Source organism: Pseudomonas sp. Eqa60, from assembly GCF_018326405.1.
Taxonomy (GTDB): Bacteria; Pseudomonadota; Gammaproteobacteria; order Pseudomonadales; family Pseudomonadaceae; genus Aquipseudomonas; species Aquipseudomonas protegens.
Genome location: NZ_AP024342.1, coordinates 4,749,581 through 4,769,463, shown reverse-complemented (window position 1 = coordinate 4,769,463; position 19,883 = coordinate 4,749,581). Strand labels below are relative to the sequence as shown.

The 19,883-nt window shown below is 66.0% G+C and carries 4 protein-coding genes; 3 read left to right on the top strand and 1 reads right to left on the bottom strand.

Annotated elements, in window-relative coordinates:
* The first annotated feature begins 41 nt into the window (after positions 1–41).
* Positions 42–782 carry an alpha/beta fold hydrolase gene (locus tag KI242_RS21390; RefSeq protein ID WP_212805550.1) on the top strand — a complete coding sequence of 247 codons (741 nt, stop codon included), beginning with the start codon at positions 42–44 and terminating at the stop codon, positions 780–782.
* A 181-nt stretch (positions 783–963) separates the two neighbouring features.
* On the opposite strand, the gene KI242_RS21385 is transcribed toward KI242_RS21390, so the two are convergent.
* Positions 964–1,932, bottom strand: coding sequence for a siderophore-interacting protein (locus tag KI242_RS21385; RefSeq protein ID WP_015636427.1), 969 nt, complete (start codon positions 1,930–1,932; stop codon positions 964–966).
* Between the two features lie 212 nt (positions 1,933–2,144).
* On the opposite strand from KI242_RS21385, the gene KI242_RS21380 reads away from it, so the two are divergent.
* Both KI242_RS21380 and KI242_RS21375 read left to right on the top strand, forming a co-directional pair.
* A complete protein-coding gene (locus tag KI242_RS21380; protein WP_212805549.1) occupies positions 2,145–13,292 on the top strand; it encodes a non-ribosomal peptide synthase/polyketide synthase in 11,148 nt (3,715 codons plus the stop codon).
* Positions 13,292–19,873: a non-ribosomal peptide synthetase gene (locus KI242_RS21375; protein WP_212805548.1), complete on the top strand. Its 6,582-nt coding sequence runs from the start codon at positions 13,292–13,294 to the stop codon at positions 19,871–19,873. Before KI242_RS21380 ends, KI242_RS21375 begins: the two co-directional genes overlap by 1 nt.
* Positions 19,874–19,883: the final 10 nt, after the last annotated feature.

Below are 19,883 nucleotides of genomic sequence, written 5' to 3'. Positions count from 1 at the left end.
GTGCTGCGTTTCTTTAGCGTCCATCCGTCGAGGGAATAACCGTGACTCAGTTGAACCTGCTGTGCCTGCCGTATTCCGGCGCCAGCGCCATGGTCTACAGCCGCTGGCGCCGCAAGCTGCCGCAGTGGCTGCACCTGCAACCGCTGGAGCTGCCCGGGCGTGGCGCCCGTTATGCCGAGCCGCTGCACACCGACATGCGCGAGCTGGCGCGGCAGCTTGCCCTGGAAATCCGGGGCACGCTGCGCACCCCTTACGCCCTGTTCGGCCACAGCCTGGGCGCCTTGCTGGCCTGCGAACTGGCCCATGCCCTGCGCGCCCTGGGGTGCCCGGAGCCGGTGGCGCTGTTTGCCTCGGGCACTGCTGCGCCGACCCTGCGCACCGAATACGACCGGGGGTTTGCCGAGTCCAAGACCGATGAGCAACTGATCGAACAGTTGCGCACCCTCAACGGCACCAGTGAAGAAGTGCTGGCCAACCAGGAACTGATGAGCCTGACCTTGCCGATCCTGCGGGCCGACTTTCTCTTGTGCGGGCGCTTTCGCCCGGTGCAACGGCCACTGCTCAATTGCCCGGTGCATGTGCTGGGCGGCAAGACGGATCGCGCCACCACCGAGCAACTGATCGGCTGGAGCAAGGAAACCCACGGCAGTTTTTCGGTGGACATGCTGGCGGGCGGGCACTTCTTCATCCACGAGCACGAGGCCAAGGTGCTGAGCCTGCTCAAGGGCCATCTGGAGGTGCATCGCCGCCGCCACCTGCAACCGGTAGCCGCGGTTTCCTAGCGGCTACACACTTGCTTCCTGTAGCCACTGGCGCAGGCTGCGCACGGCCCGCAGGGGCGCAAAAATCCCGGGTTCGCCAGGGGGTCGGCTGGCGATCGCCAAGCAAGGTCCGGCGGGCCTTTGTGCAGCTTCGCGGCCTCGGCAGCGGCTACAGGGAAGAGGGTGGGGCGGTTGGTGGGGCTCAACCCAGGGAGCTGCCCAGGCGCCAGTAGCCCATCAGGGTCAGGTTGCGACGCTCCTGGCCGCGCTCGTTGATCAGGTGGCGGCGAATGTTCATCACCGTGGCCGACTCGCCGGCCACCCAGGCGTAGAAATCGTTGTCCGCCGGTTGGGCGGTTTCCCAGAGGCGCTGTTCGTCGTTGCGTTCGGAAACCTTGATCGGCCGGCGCTGGCTGTTGGCCGGCGGCAGTTCGGCCAGCTCCCGGGCGGCATGGATCAGGGTTTCGCCATGGCGTGCGCCCAGCAGGTCCCGGGGCAACCAGTTGATCCGCGCCAGCGGGTGGCAGCGCAGGTCGATGCAATCGCTTTCATAGGGCACTTCGATAAACGCCTGCACATCCGGATGGTCCGGATAACCCTGCAGTTCTTCCAGAATGCCGGCAATCGCCGGCAGCGCGGTTTCATCGCCCATCAACAGCACCTTGCGGATCCCCGCCGGCGGCAGCCATTCATAACCACCGGGGTCGCCGCTGTAGGCCTTGTTCGGCACCACCATCTGCAGGCGGTCGCCGGGCCGGGCATGGGTGGCCCAGGCGGAGGCCGGGCCGTTGACCCCGTGCAGGACGAAATCCACATCCATTTGCGCAGGCTGCAGGCGCAGGGCGCGAATGGTGTAGGTGCGCATCGGCGGTTGCTGCTCGGCCGGCAGCTTGCGCCGGGCCGCCTGCCAGTCGCCTTCCACCGGCAGTTGCGAGGGCGTGCCATCGGCCCCGGGAAACAGCAGCTTGATGCGCTGGTCCGGCGCCAGGGTGCGCGCCTGGGCGATGTCCTCGCCGGTGAACACCAGGCGGGCCATGGACGGGCTGAGGTGGATGCGCTGCTTGAGCTCGACGTTGATTACCCGGTAGCCCTTTGGCCTGGACCGGTCGATGCCGGTCAGTTTGCGCAAGCCTTGGGTGAGGAGGCCGGTCAGCGATTGAGCGGAAGACATGGGCGGGTACCTGCTGCAAGGGGAGGATAAGGAAGGAACGAAGGATGAGCGGGGTGATTTACTGCTGGCGGCGCCTGCCCAATCACCCTGAGGGGCCCGCAAGCGGGTTGTTCTGGCGCTGTGCGGGGTTAATTTTCCCCGGCCTTCATCCGTTCCGTAGGGATGACCGAGCCAATGCTCGATACCCAACAAGTAAGTACGGATGACTCCCGATGAATGCAGAAGACTCCTTGAAGCTCGCCCGCAGATTCATTGAACTGCCGCTGGAAAAGCGCCGGCTGTTCTTGAAGGCTCTGGACAAGGAAGGCGTCGACTTCTCTCTGCTGCCGATTCCGGCGGGGGTTGCGGTGCCTGATCGCCAGGCCCTGTCCTATGCGCAGCAGCGCATGTGGTTTCTCTGGCAACTGGACCCGCAGAGCGCGGCCTACAACCTGCCCAACGCGGTCCGCCTGAGCGGGCCGCTGGACCGGGCAGTGCTGGCGCAGGCCTTCGACTGGCTGCTGGAGCGGCATGAGAGCCTGCGCACGGTCTTTGCCCTGGAGGACGATGAGCCTCGGCAGGTGATCCAGGAGGCGCGGGTCGACATCGATTATCGGGAGCTCTGCGACCTCGACCCGGTGCAGCGCGAAACCAGGGTGCAACAGCTGGCCGACGCCGAAGCGCGCCGGCCCTTCGATCTGCAACAGGGGCCGTTGCTGCGGGTCTGCGTACTGGGCCTGGGCGAACAGGAGCACGTGATGCTGCTGACCCTGCACCATATCGTCGCGGATGGCTGGTCGATGGGGGTCTTGATCGAAGAATTCCTGCACGCCTACGACAGCCTGCTCCAGGGTGAGGTGCCGAACGTCCCGGCGCTGCCGATCCAGTACCGCGACTACGCACTGTGGCAGCGCAGCTGGCTGGAGGCAGGGGAGCAGGAGCGGCAACTGGACTACTGGCGGGCCAAGCTGGGTGACGAGCATCCGCCGCTGAAACTGCCCACCGACCATCCGCGGCCGGCCCATTCCAGCCGCCAGGGGCGCCGCCTGGATTTTGCCCTGGAACAACCCCTGGCCCAGCAACTGGGCGCCCTGGCGCGCCAGCAGGGGGTGACCCTGTTTGCCGTGCTGTTGGCCGGCTTCAAGCTGCTGCTATCGCGCTACAGCGGCCAGCAGGACATCCGGGTCGGCGTGCCCATCGCCAACCGCACGCGCCAGGAAGCCGAGGGGCTGATCGGTTTCTTCGTCAACACCCAGGTACTGCGTACCGAACTGAGCCCGCAATTGACAGTGCAGCAACTGCTGGCCGATATCCGCGAGACTACCCTGGGCGCCCAGGCCCATCAGGACCTGCCCTTCGAGCGTCTGGTGGAAGCCCTGCACCTGGAGCGCAGCCTGAGCCACAGCCCGCTGTTCCAGGTGCTGTACAACCACCAGCCCCAGGTCACCGAACTGACCACCTTGCACAGCCGCTCCGGGCTGCAAGTGCAGGCCTTGCCGCGCAACGAGCGCACGGTGCAGTTCGACTTGACCCTGGACACTTTCGAACGCGGTGGCCAGTTGCAGGCCGCCTTCACCTACGACTGCCAGTTGTTCGAAGCGCAGACCATCGAGCGCATGGCCGGCCACTGGCAGAACCTGTTGTGGGCGATGGTGCGCGAGCCGCAGTCGGCGCTTGCCGAACTGCCGCTGCTCAGTGCCCAGCAGCACCGGGGCTTCCTGGCCCAGGGGGCTGGCGCAGAAGAGGTGTTCAGCGCCGAATCGGTGCTCGAACTCTTTGCCCGCCAGGTCGCCACGCAGCCCGAAGCACCGGCCCTGGTATTCGCCGGGCAGTGCCTGAGCTACCGCGAGCTGGACCTGCGTGCCAGCCGTCTGGCCGCAGCGCTGGTGGCGCGTGGCGTGGGGCCGGAAGTGCCGGTGGGTATCGCTGTGGAGCGTTCCCTGGAGATGGTGCTGGGCCTGTTGGCGGTGCTCAAGGCCGGCGGTGCCTATGTGCCCCTGGACCCGCAATACCCCGAACAGCGCTTGAGCTACATGCTTGAAGACAGCGGCGTACGCCTGCTGCTGAGCGAGACGGCGGTGCAGCCGCGGCTGCCGGTGACGGCCCGGGTCGAGGTGCTGTTGCTGGATCAGGCACAGGCCTGGGCGCCGGACAGCGATCCGCTGGCAGCCTTGCCCGGGATGGCTGCCGGGAACCTGGCCTATTCGATCTACACCTCCGGCTCCACTGGTGCCGCCAAAGGCGTGAGCATCACCCACGGAGCCCTGGCCAACTATGTGCAGGCGATCATCCAGCGCCTGCCACTGGGGGCTGCGCGCACTATGGCCGTGGTCTCGACCATCGCCGCGGATCTTGGCCACACCACGCTGTTCGGCGCCCTGTGCTCCGGCAGTTGCCTGCACGTGATCGACCTGGATACCGGGTTGGACGCCGACGCCTTCGGCGCCTACCTGCACACCCACCAGATTGATGTATTGAAGATCGTCCCGTCGCATTTGCAGGCGCTGATGAGTGGCGAAGAACCGGCCCGTTCCCTGCCGCGCCAGTGCCTGGTGCTGGGCGGCGAGGCCTGCCCGGCGGCTCTGGTCCGCAGGATCGCGACCCTGGCACCGGAGTGCGCGGTGTTCAACCACTACGGCCCCACGGAAACCACGGTCGGCGCCCTGACCATGGCCGCCGCCACGCTGGCGGACGAGCGGGCGGTGGTGCCCCTGGGCCTGCCGCTGGCCAACGTCCGTGCGCGGGTGCTGGATGCATCCTTGCAACCGGTGGCGCCCGGCACTCCGGCCGAGCTGTACCTGGGTGGCGCCGGCCTGGCGCGGGGTTACCACCAGCGCGCGGCCTTGACCGCCGAGCGCTTTGTGCCGGACCCCTTCAGCGGCGACGGGCAGCGCCTGTACCGCACCGGTGACCTGGCGCGCTATCTGGACGGCGGGGTTATCGACTACCTGGGCCGCATCGACCATCAGGTGAAGATCCGCGGTTACCGTATCGAGCTGGGGGAAATCACCGCGGCCCTCAAGCAGTTGCCCCAGGTCGAAGACGCCGTGGCACAGGTGGTCAGTGTGGCGGGCGAGTCGCAAGTGGCGGCCTATGTGGTACTGGCCAAGGCTCAGGAACCGGAGGCGGCGTGGCAGGAGATCCGCCGGCAACTGGCGGTGGCCTTGCCCGACTACATGCTGCCCATGCATTTCCTGGCGTTGGCCGGCATGCCCTTGACCCCCAACGGCAAGCTCGACCTGCGGGCCCTGCCGCCATTGCAGCAGCAGGCGCCGGTGGAAGCCTTTGTGGCCCCGGTCAGCGAGCTGCAGCAGGGCATCGCGGCGATCTGGCAGGCGGTGCTCAAGGTCGAGCGGGTGGGCCTGGGCGACAACTTCTTCGCCCTGGGTGGCCATTCATTGCTGGCAACCCAGATCATGTCCCGGGTGCGTCGCCTGCTGGGGGCGGACGTGCCGCTGCGGGTGCTGTTCGAAACCTCGCGCCTGGACGAATTCGTCGAACAGGTACAGGCCTGCGCGGGCGCCGCGGCACTGCCGCAGATCGAGGTGCTGGAGCGTGATGGGCCCTTGCCGGCCTCCCATGCCCAGCAGCGGCAATGGCTGTTCTGGCAGATGCATCCGCAGAGCACCGCCTACCACACGCCGATCGTGGTCCGGTTGCAGGGGGAGCTGGACCAGGTTGCCTTGCAGCAGACCTTCGACGCCCTGGCGCAGCGCCATGAAGCGTTCCGCACCACTTTCACCCAGCATCAGGACCGTCTGTGCCAGGTGGTGCATGCGCAAGGCGAGATCAGTGTGGCCTGGGAGCGGCTGACGCCGGGCCTGCCCCGCGCGGCCGTCCAGGCCCGCGCCCTGGAGGAGACCCAGCAACTGTTCGACTTGGAGCACGGCCCCCTGTGCCGGGCCCGGGTGCTGCAGATCGCCGAGCAGGATTGCCTGTTGGTGGTGACCTTGCACCACATCATTTCCGATGGCGCTTCCATGAGTGTGCTGGCCCGGGAGTTCGTCGCGCTGTACCGCGGCTTGATCCAGGGGCAGGCACCGCAGTTCGAGCCGTTGAGCGTGCAGTACGCCGACTACGCCAACTGGCATCGCAGCTGGCTGGAGCAGGGCGAGCAACAGCGCCAGCTGGATTACTGGCGCCAGCAACTGGGGCTGGAGCATCCGGTTCTGGAGCTGCCTCTGGATCATCCACGCCAGGCGTTGGTCTCCCACCGCCAGGAACGCCTGGGCCTGCGCCTGCCGGCGGACCTGGAGCAAGGGCTGCGGCGAGTGGCGCGGGAACATGACATGACCCTGTTCCAGCTGTTCCTGGGGTCGTTCGCGTTGCTGCTGCACCGTTACTCCGATCAGCCGGATATCCGCATCGGGGTGCCGGTGAGTAATCGCCGCCACCAGGAAATGGAAGGGGTGATGGGCTTCTTCGTCAACACCCTGGTGATGCGCGTCGAGCTGGCGCCGAGCCTGCCGGTGGGGCAGTTGCTGCGTCAGGTCAAGGCCACGGCCCTGGCCGCCCAGGCCCATCAGGACCTGCCGTTCGATCGTCTGGTGGATGCCCTCAAGCCCCAGCGTGCGCTGGACCAGAACCCGTTGTTCCAGGTGATGTACAACCACCTGAGCATTGCCGGGGAAAGCACCGACGGCACCAGCCTGCCGGGCCTGCAAGCCGAGGAAATGGTCCTGCAGGGCGGTACCGCGCAATTTGACCTGACCCTGGAAACCCTGGAGACCGACGCCGGGATCAACGCTTCGTTCATCTATGCCGGCGAATTGTTCGAGGTCTCCACCGTCCAGAGCCTTGCCGATCACTGGCGCAATCTGCTGCAAGGCATGCTTGAACCGCAGCAAGCCCTGGGCGAGCTGCCGATGCTGGGCCAGGACGAGCAGCGCCGCATTCGCCAGGAGTGGGACCACACCGATGTGGTCTACCCGACCCATCGTTTTGTCCACCAGCTGTTTGCCGATCAGGCGGCCAAGGCGCCGGACGCCCCGGCGGTGTTTTTCGCCGAGCAGCGCTTGAGCTATCGCGAGCTGGATACTCAAGCCAACCAGCTGGCGCACAAGTTGATCGAACTGGGCGTTGGCCCGGAAGTGCGGGTGGCCATCGCCATGCCGCGCTGCGCGGAAATCATGGTGGCCTTCCTGGCCGTGCTCAAGGCCGGTGGGGTTTATGTGCCGCTGGATATCGAGTACCCCCAGGACCGCCTGCGCTACATGATGCAAGACAGCGGCGCGTGGCTGCTGCTGACCCAGAGCCACCTGCTGGATCGCTTGCCGATCCCCGATGGCCTGCCGACCTTGTCGGTGGAACGGGCCGCAGATTTTGCCGGCTACCCCGCCAGTGCCCCGCAGGTGGATCTGGCCGAGGAAAACCTCGCCTATGTGATCTACACCTCCGGCTCCACCGGGCTGCCCAAAGGCGTGGCGGTGTCCCACGGCCCGCTGGCCATGCACAGCCTGGCCACCGGCGAGCGCTATGAAATGAGCCCGGCGGATTGCGAGTTGCACTTCATGTCCTTCGCCTTCGACGGCTCCCACGAAGGCTGGATGCACCCGCTGATCTACGGGGCCAGCGTGCTGATCCGTGATGACAGCCTGTGGTCGCCGGAATTCACCTACGAACAGATGCACCGCTACGGCGTCACCGTGGGTGTGTTCCCGCCGGTGTACCTGCAACAACTGGCGGTACACGCCGAGCGTGACGGCAACCCGCCGGCGGTGCGGGTGTACTGCTTCGGCGGCGATGCAGTGCCCCAGGCCAGTTACGATTTGGCGTGGCGAGTGCTGCGTCCGAAGTACATCTTCAACGGCTACGGCCCGACCGAGACGGTGGTCACTCCTTTGATCTGGAAGGCCCGTGTCGGTGATCCCTGTGATGCGGCCTACGCGCCTATCGGCAATATCGTTGGCAATCGCAGCGCCTATGTGGCCGATGCCAACCTCAACCTGTTGCCGGTTGGCGTGGCGGGCGAGTTGTACCTGGGCGGCCTGGGCGTGGCCCGGGGTTACCTGGATCGACCTGGGCTGACGGCCGAGCGTTTTATCCCTGACCCCTACAGCACCGCCGGTGCCCGGTTGTACCGCAGCGGCGACCTGACCCGCTACCGCACCGATGGCTTGGTGGAGTACGTAGGCCGTGTCGACCATCAGGTGAAGGTGCGGGGCTTCCGTATCGAGCTGGGCGAGATCGAAGCGCGCCTGCTGGAGCAGGACCCGGTATTGGAAGTGGCGGTGATCGCCCAGCCAGGGCCGAGCGGCCAGCAACTGGTGGGTTATATCGTGCCGGTGGACGCTGACGTGGCGTCGAGCAACGAGCGCCAGGCGCAGTTGCGCGAGAGCATCAAGGCTCGCCTGCGCGAGAGCCTGCCGGACTACATGGTGCCCACTTACCTGCTGTTCCTCGAAGCGCTGCCGCTGACGCCGAACGGCAAGCTGGACCGCAAGTCGCTGCCGAAAGTCGATGCGCAGCTGATGCAGCAGACCTACGTCGCGCCGCAAAACGACCTGGAACAACAGATCGCGGCGATCTGGGCCGATGTGCTGAAGCTTGAGCAGGTGGGCGTCACCGACAACTTCTTCGAACTGGGTGGCGACTCGATCATCTCGATCCAGGTGGTCAGCCGGGCGCGGCAGGCCGGTATCCGCTTCACCCCCAAGGACCTGTTCCAGCACCAGACGGTGCAGGGGCTGGCCACGGTGGCGGAGCAGGGCGAGGGCGGTTTGCAGATCGACCAGGGCCCGGTGCGTGGGCAAATGCCGCTGCTGCCGATCCAGCAGTGGTTCTTCGACACCCCGGTGCCGGAACGGCATCACTGGAACCAGTCGGTGCTGCTCAAGCCGCTGAAGCCTCTGAGTGCCGAGGCACTGCAGCAGGGCTTGCAAGCCTTGCTCGAACACCACGACGGCCTGCGCCTGAAGTTTGTCGAAGAAGGCGCAGCCTGGGTCGCGACTTATGCCCCGCTGGGGCAGGTGACTGCGGCACCGTTGGCGGCGATGCAGGCCGATGCGCTGCTGTGGCTGGCGGACGACGCCACTGAAGATTCGTTGCAAGCCCTGTGCGATACCGCGCAACGCAGCCTCGATCTGCAACAGGGGCCTTTGTTGCGTGCCGTGCTCTTCACGTTGCGTGATGGCACCCAGCGCCTGCTGCTGGCCATCCATCACCTGGTGGTGGACGGGGTGTCCTGGCGGGTGCTGCTGGAGGACCTGCATCAGGCCCTGGTACAGCAGGCCGCCGGGCAAACCATCAAGCTGCCGGCCAAGACCAGCTCTTCCCAGGCCTGGGCCGGCCAGTTGCAAGCCTATGCCCGCAGCGCGGCGCTGCAGCAAGAGCTGGGTTACTGGCAGGCGCAGTTGCAGGACGTGGATTCGGGCCTGCCCTGCGACCGGGCAACGGATCAGGTGGTGATCAAGGATGCCAGGAGTGTCAGCACCGAGCTGGACCCAAGCTATACCCAGCGCCTGTTGCAGGATGCGCCGGCGGCCTATCGCACCCAGATCAACGATCTGCTGCTCACCGCCCTGGCCCGGGTCATTACCCGCTGGACCGGCGACAGCAGCGCCCTGGTGCAACTGGAAGGCCACGGCCGCGAAGAGCTGTTCGACAGCATCGACCTGAGCCGCACCGTGGGCTGGTTCACCAGCGTGTTCCCGGTGAAGCTGACGCCGCAGCCGGCCCTGGCCGACTCGATCAAGTTCATCAAGGAACAGCTGCGGGCGGTGCCGAACAAGGGCATCGGCTTTGGTGCCCTGCGCTACCTGGGGGACGAAGCGGCGCAACAGACCCTCGCGGCATTGGCGGTGCCACGCATCACCTTCAACTACCTGGGCCAGTTCGATGGCAGCTTCGATGAGCCGGATGCCTGGTTTGCCCCCAGCGCCGAAGCCAAGGGTGCCGATCAAGGCGCCCAGGCTCCGCTGGGCAACTGGCTGAGCATCAATGGCCAGGTCTATGGCGGCCAATTGAAGCTGGGCTGGACCTTCAGCCAGGCGATGTTCGATACCGCCACCATCGAGCATCTGGCGGATGACTACGCCCGGGAACTCAAGGCGCTGATCGAGCATTGCAGCCAGCCCGAGCACCGTGGGGTAACCCCGTCGGACTTCCCGCTGGCGGGCCTGAACCAACAGCAACTGGACCAGTTGCCACTGGCCCTGGCCGAGGTCGAGGACCTCTATCCGCTGTCGCCGATGCAACAGGGCATGCTGTTCCACACCCTCTACGAGCAGGGCGCGGGCGACTACATCAACCAACTGCGGGTGGATGTGGACGGGCTCGTACCCGAGCGCTTCCGCCAGGCCTGGCAGGCGGCCATCGACAGCCATGACATCCTGCGCAGCGGCTTCCTCTGGCAGGGCGAGCTGCCGGCGCCGATCCAGGTGGTGCACAAGCGTATCCGCCTGGACTTTGTCGAGCATGACTGGCGGGCGAACGAGGCCGTGCCGGCCGCCCTGGATGGCTTGGCCGAAGAAGAGCGCCTGCGTGGTTTCGACCTGCTGGCCGCGCCCCTGCTGCGCCTGACCCTGGTGCGCACTGGCGAGCAGCGTTACCACCTGATCTACACCAACCACCACATCCTGATGGACGGCTGGAGCAACTCACGGCTGCTCGGGGAAGTACTGCAACGCTATGCGGGGCAGTTCGCGAGCCATGCGCCCGGGCGCTACCGCGACTACATCGCCTGGCTGCAACGCCAGGACGCCCAGCTCAGCGAGACCTTCTGGAAGCAGCAACTGGCGGTCCTGGATGAGCCAACCCGTCTGGCCCAGGCCATCAGCCGCGGTGGCCAGACCCTGGCCGGCAAGGGCTACGCCGCCCATCAACAGCACCTGGACCTGCAACAGACGCAACGCTTGAGCGAGTTCGCCCGCCAGCAGAAGGTCACGGTCAACACCCTGGTGCAAGCCGCGTGGCTGTTGCTGCTGCAACGCTACACCGGGCAGGACAGCGTGGTGTTCGGTGCCACCGTGTCCGGGCGCCCGGCGGAGCTCAAGGGCGTGGAGCAACAGATCGGCCTGTTCATCAACACGCTGCCGGTCGTGGCTGCGCCGCGCCCGGACATGCCGGTCAGTGACTGGCTGCAACTGGTGCAGGAACGCAACCTGGCCCTGCGCGATTTCGAACACACGCCGCTGTACGACGTGCAGCGCTGGGCGGGTCTGGGGGGCGAGGCGCTGTTCGACAACATCCTGGTGTTCGAGAACTACCCGGTGTCCGAGGCCCTGGCCCAAGGTGCACCGGCGCAGTTGAGCTTCGGCATGGCGGCCAACCATGAGCAGACCAACTACCCGCTGACCCTGTCGGTGTACCTGGGGCAGACCCTGGCGTTCGACTACAGCTATGCCCTGGAGCATTTCGCCGAGGCGAACATCCGGCAACTGGCGGGCTACCTGGAGCAGATGCTATTGGCGCTGGTGGAGCAGCCGCAGGCGAGCATCGGTGAGTTGGCGCTGACTGGCGCTACCGAGCGCCGCTTGATCGAGGAGCAACGCAGCCGTACTCCGGCGCGAGACCTGTCGCCGCTCTGCGTCCAGCAGTTGATCGAGGCCCAGGCCGCACGCACTGCGGATGCCGTGGCGCTGCTGTGCGCCGGCCAGCAACTGAGCTATGGCCAGTTCAACCAGCGGGCCAACCAGTTGGCCCATAAGCTGATCGAGCAGGGCGTGGGTCCGGATGTCCGGGTCGGCATCGCAGTGGAGCGCGGGCTGGACATGCTTGTCGGCCTGCTGGCGGTGCTCAAGGCCGGTGGCGCCTATGTGCCGCTGGACCCCGAATACCCCCAGGAGCGCCTGCACTACATGATGCAGGACAGCGGCATCCAGCTGCTGCTGACCCAGTCGCCGCTGCTGGAACGCCTGCGCGACGGGGTGGAGGTACCCCACCTGTGCCTGGATCAGCAGGGCCTGGACGGCTACTCCCTGAACAATCCAGCGCCGCGGGCCCAGGCCGACAACCTGGCCTATGTGATGTACACCTCCGGTTCCACCGGCCGGCCCAAGGGTGTGGATATCAGCCACCGCGCCTTGACCCAGCACGCCCAGGTTTCCCGGGACTACTTCAACATGAGCGCGGCAGACCGTGGCCTGCAGTTCTCCACCTTCAACTTCGACGCCTTTGTCGAACAGCTGTACCCGGCGCTGATCTGTGGCGCCTCGGTGGTGATTCGCGGCAAGGCGCTGTGGGACAGCGAAACCTTCTACCGCGAGCTGATCGAGCAGGGCATCAGCATCGTCGATCTGAGCACCGCCTACTGGTTCATGCTGGGCAAGGACTTCGCCAGCCGCGAACCCCGCGACTTCGGCCGCCTGCGCCAGCTCAACCTGGGGGGCGAAGCCATGCCGGCAGAAGGCGTGGCGGCGTGGAAGAAGGCCGGCCTGAAACACGCCTGCCTGCTCAACACCTACGGGCCGACCGAGGCCACGGTGAGCGTTACCGCCCATGACTGCAGCCGTTACCTGCAGGACGGGCAAGCCTTGCCGAGCCAGATGCCGCTGGGCAAGGGCTTGCCGGGCCGCTCCATCTACTTGCTGGACAACAGCGGCAACCTGACCCTCAGCGGCGCCACCGGCGAGCTGATGATCGGGGGCGAGCTGCTGGCCCGGGGTTACCACGACCGCCCAGGCCTGACTGCCGAGCGTTTCATTCCCGATCCGTTCAGCAGCGATGGCGGTCGCCTGTACCGCTCAGGCGATCTGGCCCGCTATGACGCCGAGGGCGTGATCGAGTACGCCGGGCGCATCGACCACCAGGTGAAGATCCGCGGTTTCCGCATCGAAATGGGCGAGATCGAGGCGCGGCTGCTGGAGTTGCCACTGGTGCGCGAAGCCGTGGTGCTGGCCCAGGAGGCGGCCGGTGGTCCACAGCTGGTGGCCTACGTAGTGGCGGCCGCGGGCGTGGCGGTAGAGAGCCCGGAACAGCAGGCACAGGTGCGCGAGCAACTCAAAGCGGCCCTCAAGGAGGTGTTGCCGGACTACATGCTGCCGGCGCACCTGCTGTTCCTCGAAGCGCTGCCGTTGAGCCCCAACGGCAAGCTGGACCGCAAGGCCCTGCCCAAGGCCGACGCCAGCCTGTTGCAGCAGGCCTACATCGCCCCACAGAGCGAACTGGAACAGCAGGTCGCGGCGATCTGGGCCCAGGTGCTGGAGGTCGAGCAAGTGGGCATGAACGATAACTTCTTTGAACTAGGTGGGCATTCCTTGTTGGTAACCGCGATGGTCTCTCGAGTCCAGCTCAAGCTTGGGCGCCAGGTCAGTGTGCAGATGGCGTTTGAATTTCCCACCCTGGGGCTGTTCGTCAGCCAGTTGCAACAGACGCCCGGCCAGGTGCAAGGCGCCGACCTGAGTGCGCTGGAACTGTTGCTCGACGAAATGGAGGCTGTGTAATGGACAACACCACCGCGCTGAAAATTGTCAAAGGCTTCATCCTGCTGCCCCTGGAGAAGCGCAAGGTCTACCTGCAGAAGATGCTCGAACAGGGCATCTCCCCGGCCAACCTGCCGATTCCCGAGGTGCGCCTGAGCCAGGAGCGCCTGCCGCTGTCCTATGCCCAGCAACGCCAGTGGTTCCTCTGGCAACTGGCGCCCGAGAGCACGGCCTATCACATTCCCAAGGCCCTGCGCCTGCGCGGAAAACTGAATGTCGAGGCCTTGCAGCGCAGCTTCGACAGCCTGATCGCCCGGCATGAAAGCCTGCGCACGCATTTCGTCGAGGAGGCCGACACGGCGCTGCAGGTGGTCGCCCCCGAGGCGCGCCTGGAACTGGTGCGCCAGGCACTGCCGGCGCAGGCGAGCGAACAGCAGATCCAGACGGCCGTGCAGGACTTCGTCCAGGCCCAGACCCGGCAGCTGTTCGATCTGCTGGCCGGGCCGTTGCTCAGGGTCGGCCTGTTGCAGGTGGCCGAGGATGACCATGTGCTGGTCCTGACCCAGCACCACATCGTCTCCGATGGCTGGTCGATGCAGGTCATGGTGGATGAACTGATCGCGTTCTACATCGGTTTCTGCCAAGGGCAGACGGCGTCGTTGCCGGCGCTGCCGATCCAGTATGCCGATTACTCCCTCTGGCAGCGCCACTGGATGGAGGCCGGTGAAAAGGACCGACAACTGGCCTACTGGACAGCGCAACTGGGCGGCGAGCAACCCTTGCTCGAACTGCCTCTGGATCGCCCGCGCCCCGCAGTGCAGAGCCATCGGGGCGGGCGCCTGGAGCTGACCCTGGAGCAGCCCTTGAGTGAGGCCCTGGGCAGCCTGGCCCAGCGGGAAGGGGTGACCCTGTTCATGCTGTTGCTGGCCTCGTTCCAGACCCTGCTGCACCGCTACAGCGGCCAGGCCGATATCCGCGTCGGTGTGCCCATTGCCAACCGCAACCGGGTCGAGACCGAGCGCCTGATCGGCTTCTTCGTCAACACCCAGGTGCTCAAGGCCGAGATCGACGGGCAGATGTCCTTCAGCCAGTTGCTGCAGCAGGTACGCCAGACCGCCCTGGCGGCGCAGGCGCACCAGGACCTGCCGTTCGAGCAGTTGGTAGAGGCCTTGCAGCCGGAGCGCAGCCTGAGCTACAACCCGCTGTTCCAGGTGATGTTCAACCACCAGGTGGAAGCGGCGGTCGCAGGCAAACCCCTGAACCTGCCTGGCCTGAGCATCGAGGCCCTGGACACCCAGGGGCAGTCGGCGCAGTTCGACCTGACTCTGGACACCGTGGAAACCCAGGGCCGGATCGCCGCGTCCCTGGTCTATGCCACCGATGTGTTCGACGCCGCCACCATCGAGCGCCTGGCCGCCCATTGGCGCCAGTTGCTGCAAAGCGTGGCCAGCCAGCCACAGCAGCGCATCGGCCTGTTGCCCTTGCTTGAGGCTGATGAGCGGGCGCAGATCCTCGACCAGTGGAACCGGCAGCAGCAGGCATTCCCTTCCCGGGCCTGCGTCCATCAGCTCATCGAGGCCCAGGCCGCCAGGGCGCCCCAGGCCATTGCCCTGACCTTCGCCGGGCAGAGCCTGGACTACCAGCAGCTCAACGAACGGGCCAATCGCCTGGCGCACAAGCTCATCGAGCAGGGCGTGGGGCCCAATGTGCTGGTGGGGCTGGCGGTGGAGCGCAGCCTGGAGATGGTCATCGGCCTGCTGGCGATCCTCAAGGCCGGCGGCGCCTACGTGCCGCTGGACCCGGCCTATCCCCAGGACCGCCTGCAGCACATGATGCAGGACAGCGCCATCGCATTGCTGCTGACCCAGGAGCATCTGCTGCAGGGCTTGCCGGCGTTTGCCGGCAGTACCTGGTTGCTGGAGCAACCCCTGGACGGCTACCGGGTCGACAACCCCGAGGTCGGGGTGACGCCCGAAGACCTGGCCTACGTGATCTACACCTCCGGTTCTACCGGCAAGCCCAAGGGCACCTTGCAGCCACACCACAACGTCCTGCGCCTGTTCGCGGCCACCGAGCAGTGGTTCCAGTTCGGCGCCGAGGATGTCTGGAGCCTGTTCCACTCCTATGCGTTCGACTTCTCGGTGTGGGAGATCTTCGGTGCCCTGCTGTATGGCGGGCGGCTGCTGATCGTCCCCCAGGAGGTGGCGCGCTCGGCCCAGGACTTCTACCCGCTGCTCTGCAGCGAGGGCGTGACGGTGCTCAACCAGACGCCGTCGGCGTTCCGCCAGTTGATGCACGTGGCCTGCAGCGCCGAGCCTGCGCACCGGTTGCGCTACATCGTGTTCGGTGGCGAGGCCCTGGAGGTCAATACCCTGCAACCCTGGTTCCAGCGTTTCGGCGATCAGCGCCCGCAGTTGGTGAACATGTACGGCATCACCGAAACCACGGTGCACGTGACCTACCGTCCCTTGTCCGTGGCGGACCTGAGCCTGGCGGGGGCCAGCCCGATTGGCGAGCTGATCCCCGACATGTCCTGGTATTTGCTGGACAGCAACCTGCAACCGGTGCCCAAGGGCTGCATCGGTGAACTCTATGTCGGGCGTGCCGGGCTGGCCTGGGGCTACCTGAACCGCGGCGACTTGAGTGCGGCGCGGTTTGTCCCGGACCCGTTTGGCGAGGCTGGTGGGCGGCTCTACCGTACCGGCGATCTGGCGCGTTATCAGGCCGACGGTTCGATCGGCTACATCGGCCGTATCGACCACCAGGTGAAGATCCGCGGTTTCCGCATCGAGCTGGGGGAGATCGAAGCGCGGCTGCTGGAGTTGCCTGCGGTGCGCGAGGCGGTGGTGCTGGCCCCGGAAGGTCCCGACGGCCCGCAACTGGTGGCCTACGTGGTGCCCGCCGGCCTGGACTGGAACGGCCAGGACCTGCTTGCCGAGCAACTGCCCCTGCGCGACGCCATCAAGGCCGGGCTGCGCGAGCACCTGCCGGGCTACATGGTTCCGGCCCATGTGCTGTTCCTCCAGGCGCTGCCCCTGACCGCCAATGGCAAGCTCAATCGCGCTGCCTTGCCGGCCATCGACGGCAGCCTGTTGCAGCAGGCCCACGTGGCCCCGCGCAGCGAGCGCGAACAGCAAGTGGCCGGGATCTGGGCCCAGGTGCTGAAACTGGAAAAGGTCGGCTTGACCGATAACTTCTTCGAGCTCGGCGGCCATTCGCTGCTGGCTACCCAGGTGATGTCGCGCATCCGCCAGGAGCTGGGCATCGAGGCCCCCCTCAAGCTGTTGTTCGAAGGCGAGTCGCTGGAAGATTTCGTCCGCCTGCTGGGCCCGGAAACTGCCCAGCCACTCCAGCCGATTCCCCTGGTGGACCGGCAGCAGCCGCTGGCGGTGTCCTATGCCCAGGAACGCCAGTGGTTCCTCTGGCAGCTGGACCCCGACAGCAGCGCCTATCACATCCCCATGGCCCTGCGCCTGCGCGGCTCGCTGGATAGCCGGGCCCTGCAAAGCAGTTTCGATGCCTTTATCACCCGCCATGAAAGCTTGCGCACGCACTTTGTCGAGAGCGCCCGGGGCCTGACCCAGGTGATCGCGGCCCAGGCCCGCTTGCCCATCAGCCAGCAGGACTTGTCCCTGCTGGTGGAGGCCGGCAACACCGATGACTTGATCAAGCAGGTCATCGACACCCAGGTACGTCAGCCGTTCGACCTGCGCCAGGGGCCGTTGCTGCGGGCCACCCTGGTGCGCCTGGCGGAGGACGAGCATGTGCTGGTGCTGGTCCAGCACCACATCGTTTCCGATGGCTGGTCGATGCAGTTGATGGTGGAGGAACTGATCCGGCTCTATGGCGCCCATAGCCAGGGGCAGGAGGCCGAGTTGCCGGCGCTGGCGGTGCAGTACGCGGACTACGCGGCCTGGCAACGCCAGTGGATGGAAGCCGGTGAGCGCGAGCGGCAACTGGATTACTGGTTGCAGCAACTGGAAGGCGGCGCTCAGGTTCTGGATTTGCCCCTGGACCATCCGCGGCCGTTGCAGCAAAGCCACAAGGGCGCGCGCCATGGCATCAGCCTGGATGGCGCCTTGCCGGGGGCCCTGAAACAGCTGGCCCAGCGCGAAGGGGTCACGCTGTTCATGCTGTTGCTGGCCTCGTTCCAGGTCCTGCTGCACCGCTACAGCGGCCAGGCGGACATCCGCGTCGGGGTGCCCACCGCCAACCGCAACCGGGTGGAGACCGAGCGCCTGATCGGCTTCTTCGTCAATACCCAGGTGCTCAAGGCTGAAGTCGACGGGCAACTGAGCTTCAGCGACTTTCTAAGTCAGGTCAAAAGAGCCGCGCTGGAGGCCCAGGAGCATCAGGACCTGCCCTTCGAACAACTGGTGGAAGCCCTCAAGCCGGAGCGCAGCCTGAGCTACAGCCCGCTGTTCCAGGTGATGTTCAACCACCAGGCGGCCGCCCGCCAGGACGCTGCAACCCTGGAGGTTCCAGGGTTGCAGGTGCAGATGCTCAGTGGCGAGGACAGCACGACCCAGTTCGATCTGAGCCTGGATACCTTCGAGTCCGGGGATCGCCTCTGGGCCTCCCTGACCTATGCCTGCGACCTGTTCGAGGCTTCCACCATCGAGCGTCTGGCCCAGTCCTGGGTGCAGTTGCTGCAGGGCATCGTCCAGCAGCCACGCCAGCGCCTGGGGGACCTGCCGCTGCTGGGCGCTGCCGAGCAGCACCAGTTGCTGCACGAGTGGACCCCGGCCACTGGTGAGTTCCCCAGCGATGGTTGCGTGCAGCAGTTGGTGGAAGCACAAGCACTGAAAAGCCCGGAGGCCGAGGCCCTGTTGTTCGCTGGCCAGAGCCTGAGCTACCGGGAACTCAATGCCCGGGCCAACCGCCTGGCGCACAAGCTGATCGAGCTGGGCGTGGGGCCTGAAGTGCGGGTGGGCGTGGCCTTGCAGCGCACCCCGGAAATGGTCGTGGCGCTGCTGGCGGTGCTCAAGGCCGGTGGCGCCTATGTGCCACTGGACCCGGATTATCCCCAGGACCGTCTGGCCCACATGCTGCGCGACAGTCAGGCACAGATCCTGTTGACCGAAAGCGCCTTGCTGTCGCTGCTGCCGTCCGTGGAATCCTTGCAGACCCTGCAACTGGATGCCCAGCCAGGCTGGCTGGATGGCTACTCGACAGACGACCCGGCGCCACGCGCGACCCCGGACAACCTGGCCTATGTGATCTACACCTCCGGTTCCACCGGCCTGCCCAAGGGCGTGGCGATTGCCCATCGCAACGTGCTGGCGCTGATCGACTGGTCGAACCGGGTGTACAGCACTGCAGACCTGCAAGGGGTGCTGGCTTCCACCTCGATCTGCTTCGACCTGTCGGTGTGGGAGCTGTTTGTCACCCTGTCCAGCGGCGGTTCCATCGTCCTGGCCCGCAACGCCCTGGAACTGCCGGAGCTGGCGGACCGCGACCGGGTGCGCTTGATCAATACCGTGCCTTCGGCGATTGCCGCGCTGCACCGCAGCGGGCAGATTCCGCCCAGCGTGCGGATCATCAACCTGGCGGGTGAGCCGCTGAAACAGGCCCTGGTGGATAGCCTCTACCAGCAGCCCGGGCTGGTGCATGTCTACGACCTGTACGGCCCTTCGGAAGACACCACCTACTCGACCTACACCCGGCGCGAGGCGGGAGGGCAGGCCAATATCGGCCGGGCCATCAGCAATACCCAGAGCTACATCCTCAGCCCGGACCTGCAACCGGTGCCGGTGGGCAGTGCCGGCGAGCTGTATCTGGCCGGCGCCGGGGTGACCCGAGGCTACCTGGCGCGCCCAGGGCTGACCGCCGAAAAGTTCGTACCCAACCCGTTCTCCAGCGACGGTGGCCGGTTGTACCGCACCGGCGACCTGACCCGTTATCGCGTCGATGGGGTGATCGAGTACATCGGCCGCATCGACCATCAGGTGAAGATCCGCGGTTTCCGTATCGAGCTGGGTGAAATCGAAGCGCGGCTGGTGCAGCAGGCGGCGGTGCGTGAAGCCTTTGTCCTGGCCCATGACAGCGAAAACGGCCAGCAACTGGTGGCCTATATCGTGCCGAGCGAGGCCACCCCGACCGTCGAGGCCCAGGCCGCCCTGCGCGAAAGCCTCAAGACGGCACTCAAGGAACACGTGCCGGACTACATGGTGCCGGCCTACCTGCTGTTCCTGGAGGCGCTGCCGCTGACCCCCAACGGCAAGCTCGATCGCAAGGCCCTGCCCAAGGTCGACGCCCAGCAGATGCAGCAGGTCTACGTGGCGCCGCAGAGCGAACTGGAGCAGCAGATCGCGGCGATCTGGGCCGATGTGCTGAAGCTGGATCGGGTGGGCATGAGCGACAACTTCTTCGAGCTGGGCGGCCACTCCCTGTTGGTGGCTCAGGTGGTGACTCGGGTCAAGCAGCAGTTTGGCGTGGATATGCCCATCAAGTCGCTGTTCGGCGCGGAGAGCCTCGCGGCCTTTGTCGAGAAGGTTCAGGCCCTGCGGCAGACAACTTCTTCACTGCAGGATGAATTGGCTAAATCTTTGGAGGCCCTCAAACGTTTATCTCCCGATGATCTTGAAAAAATAATTTCTTAGGCGAGGTAGT

Excerpts from the sequence above, each read along its gene's own strand:
- KI242_RS21380 (WP_212805549.1), top strand. The coding sequence starts at position 2,145 with ATGAATGCAGAAGACTCCTTGAAGCTCGCCCGCAGATTCATTGAACTG.
- KI242_RS21385 (WP_015636427.1), bottom strand. The coding sequence starts at position 1,932 with ATGTCTTCCGCTCAATCGCTGACCGGCCTCCTCACCCAAGGCTTGCGC.
- KI242_RS21375 (WP_212805548.1), top strand. The coding sequence starts at position 13,292 with ATGGACAACACCACCGCGCTGAAAATTGTCAAAGGCTTCATCCTGCTG.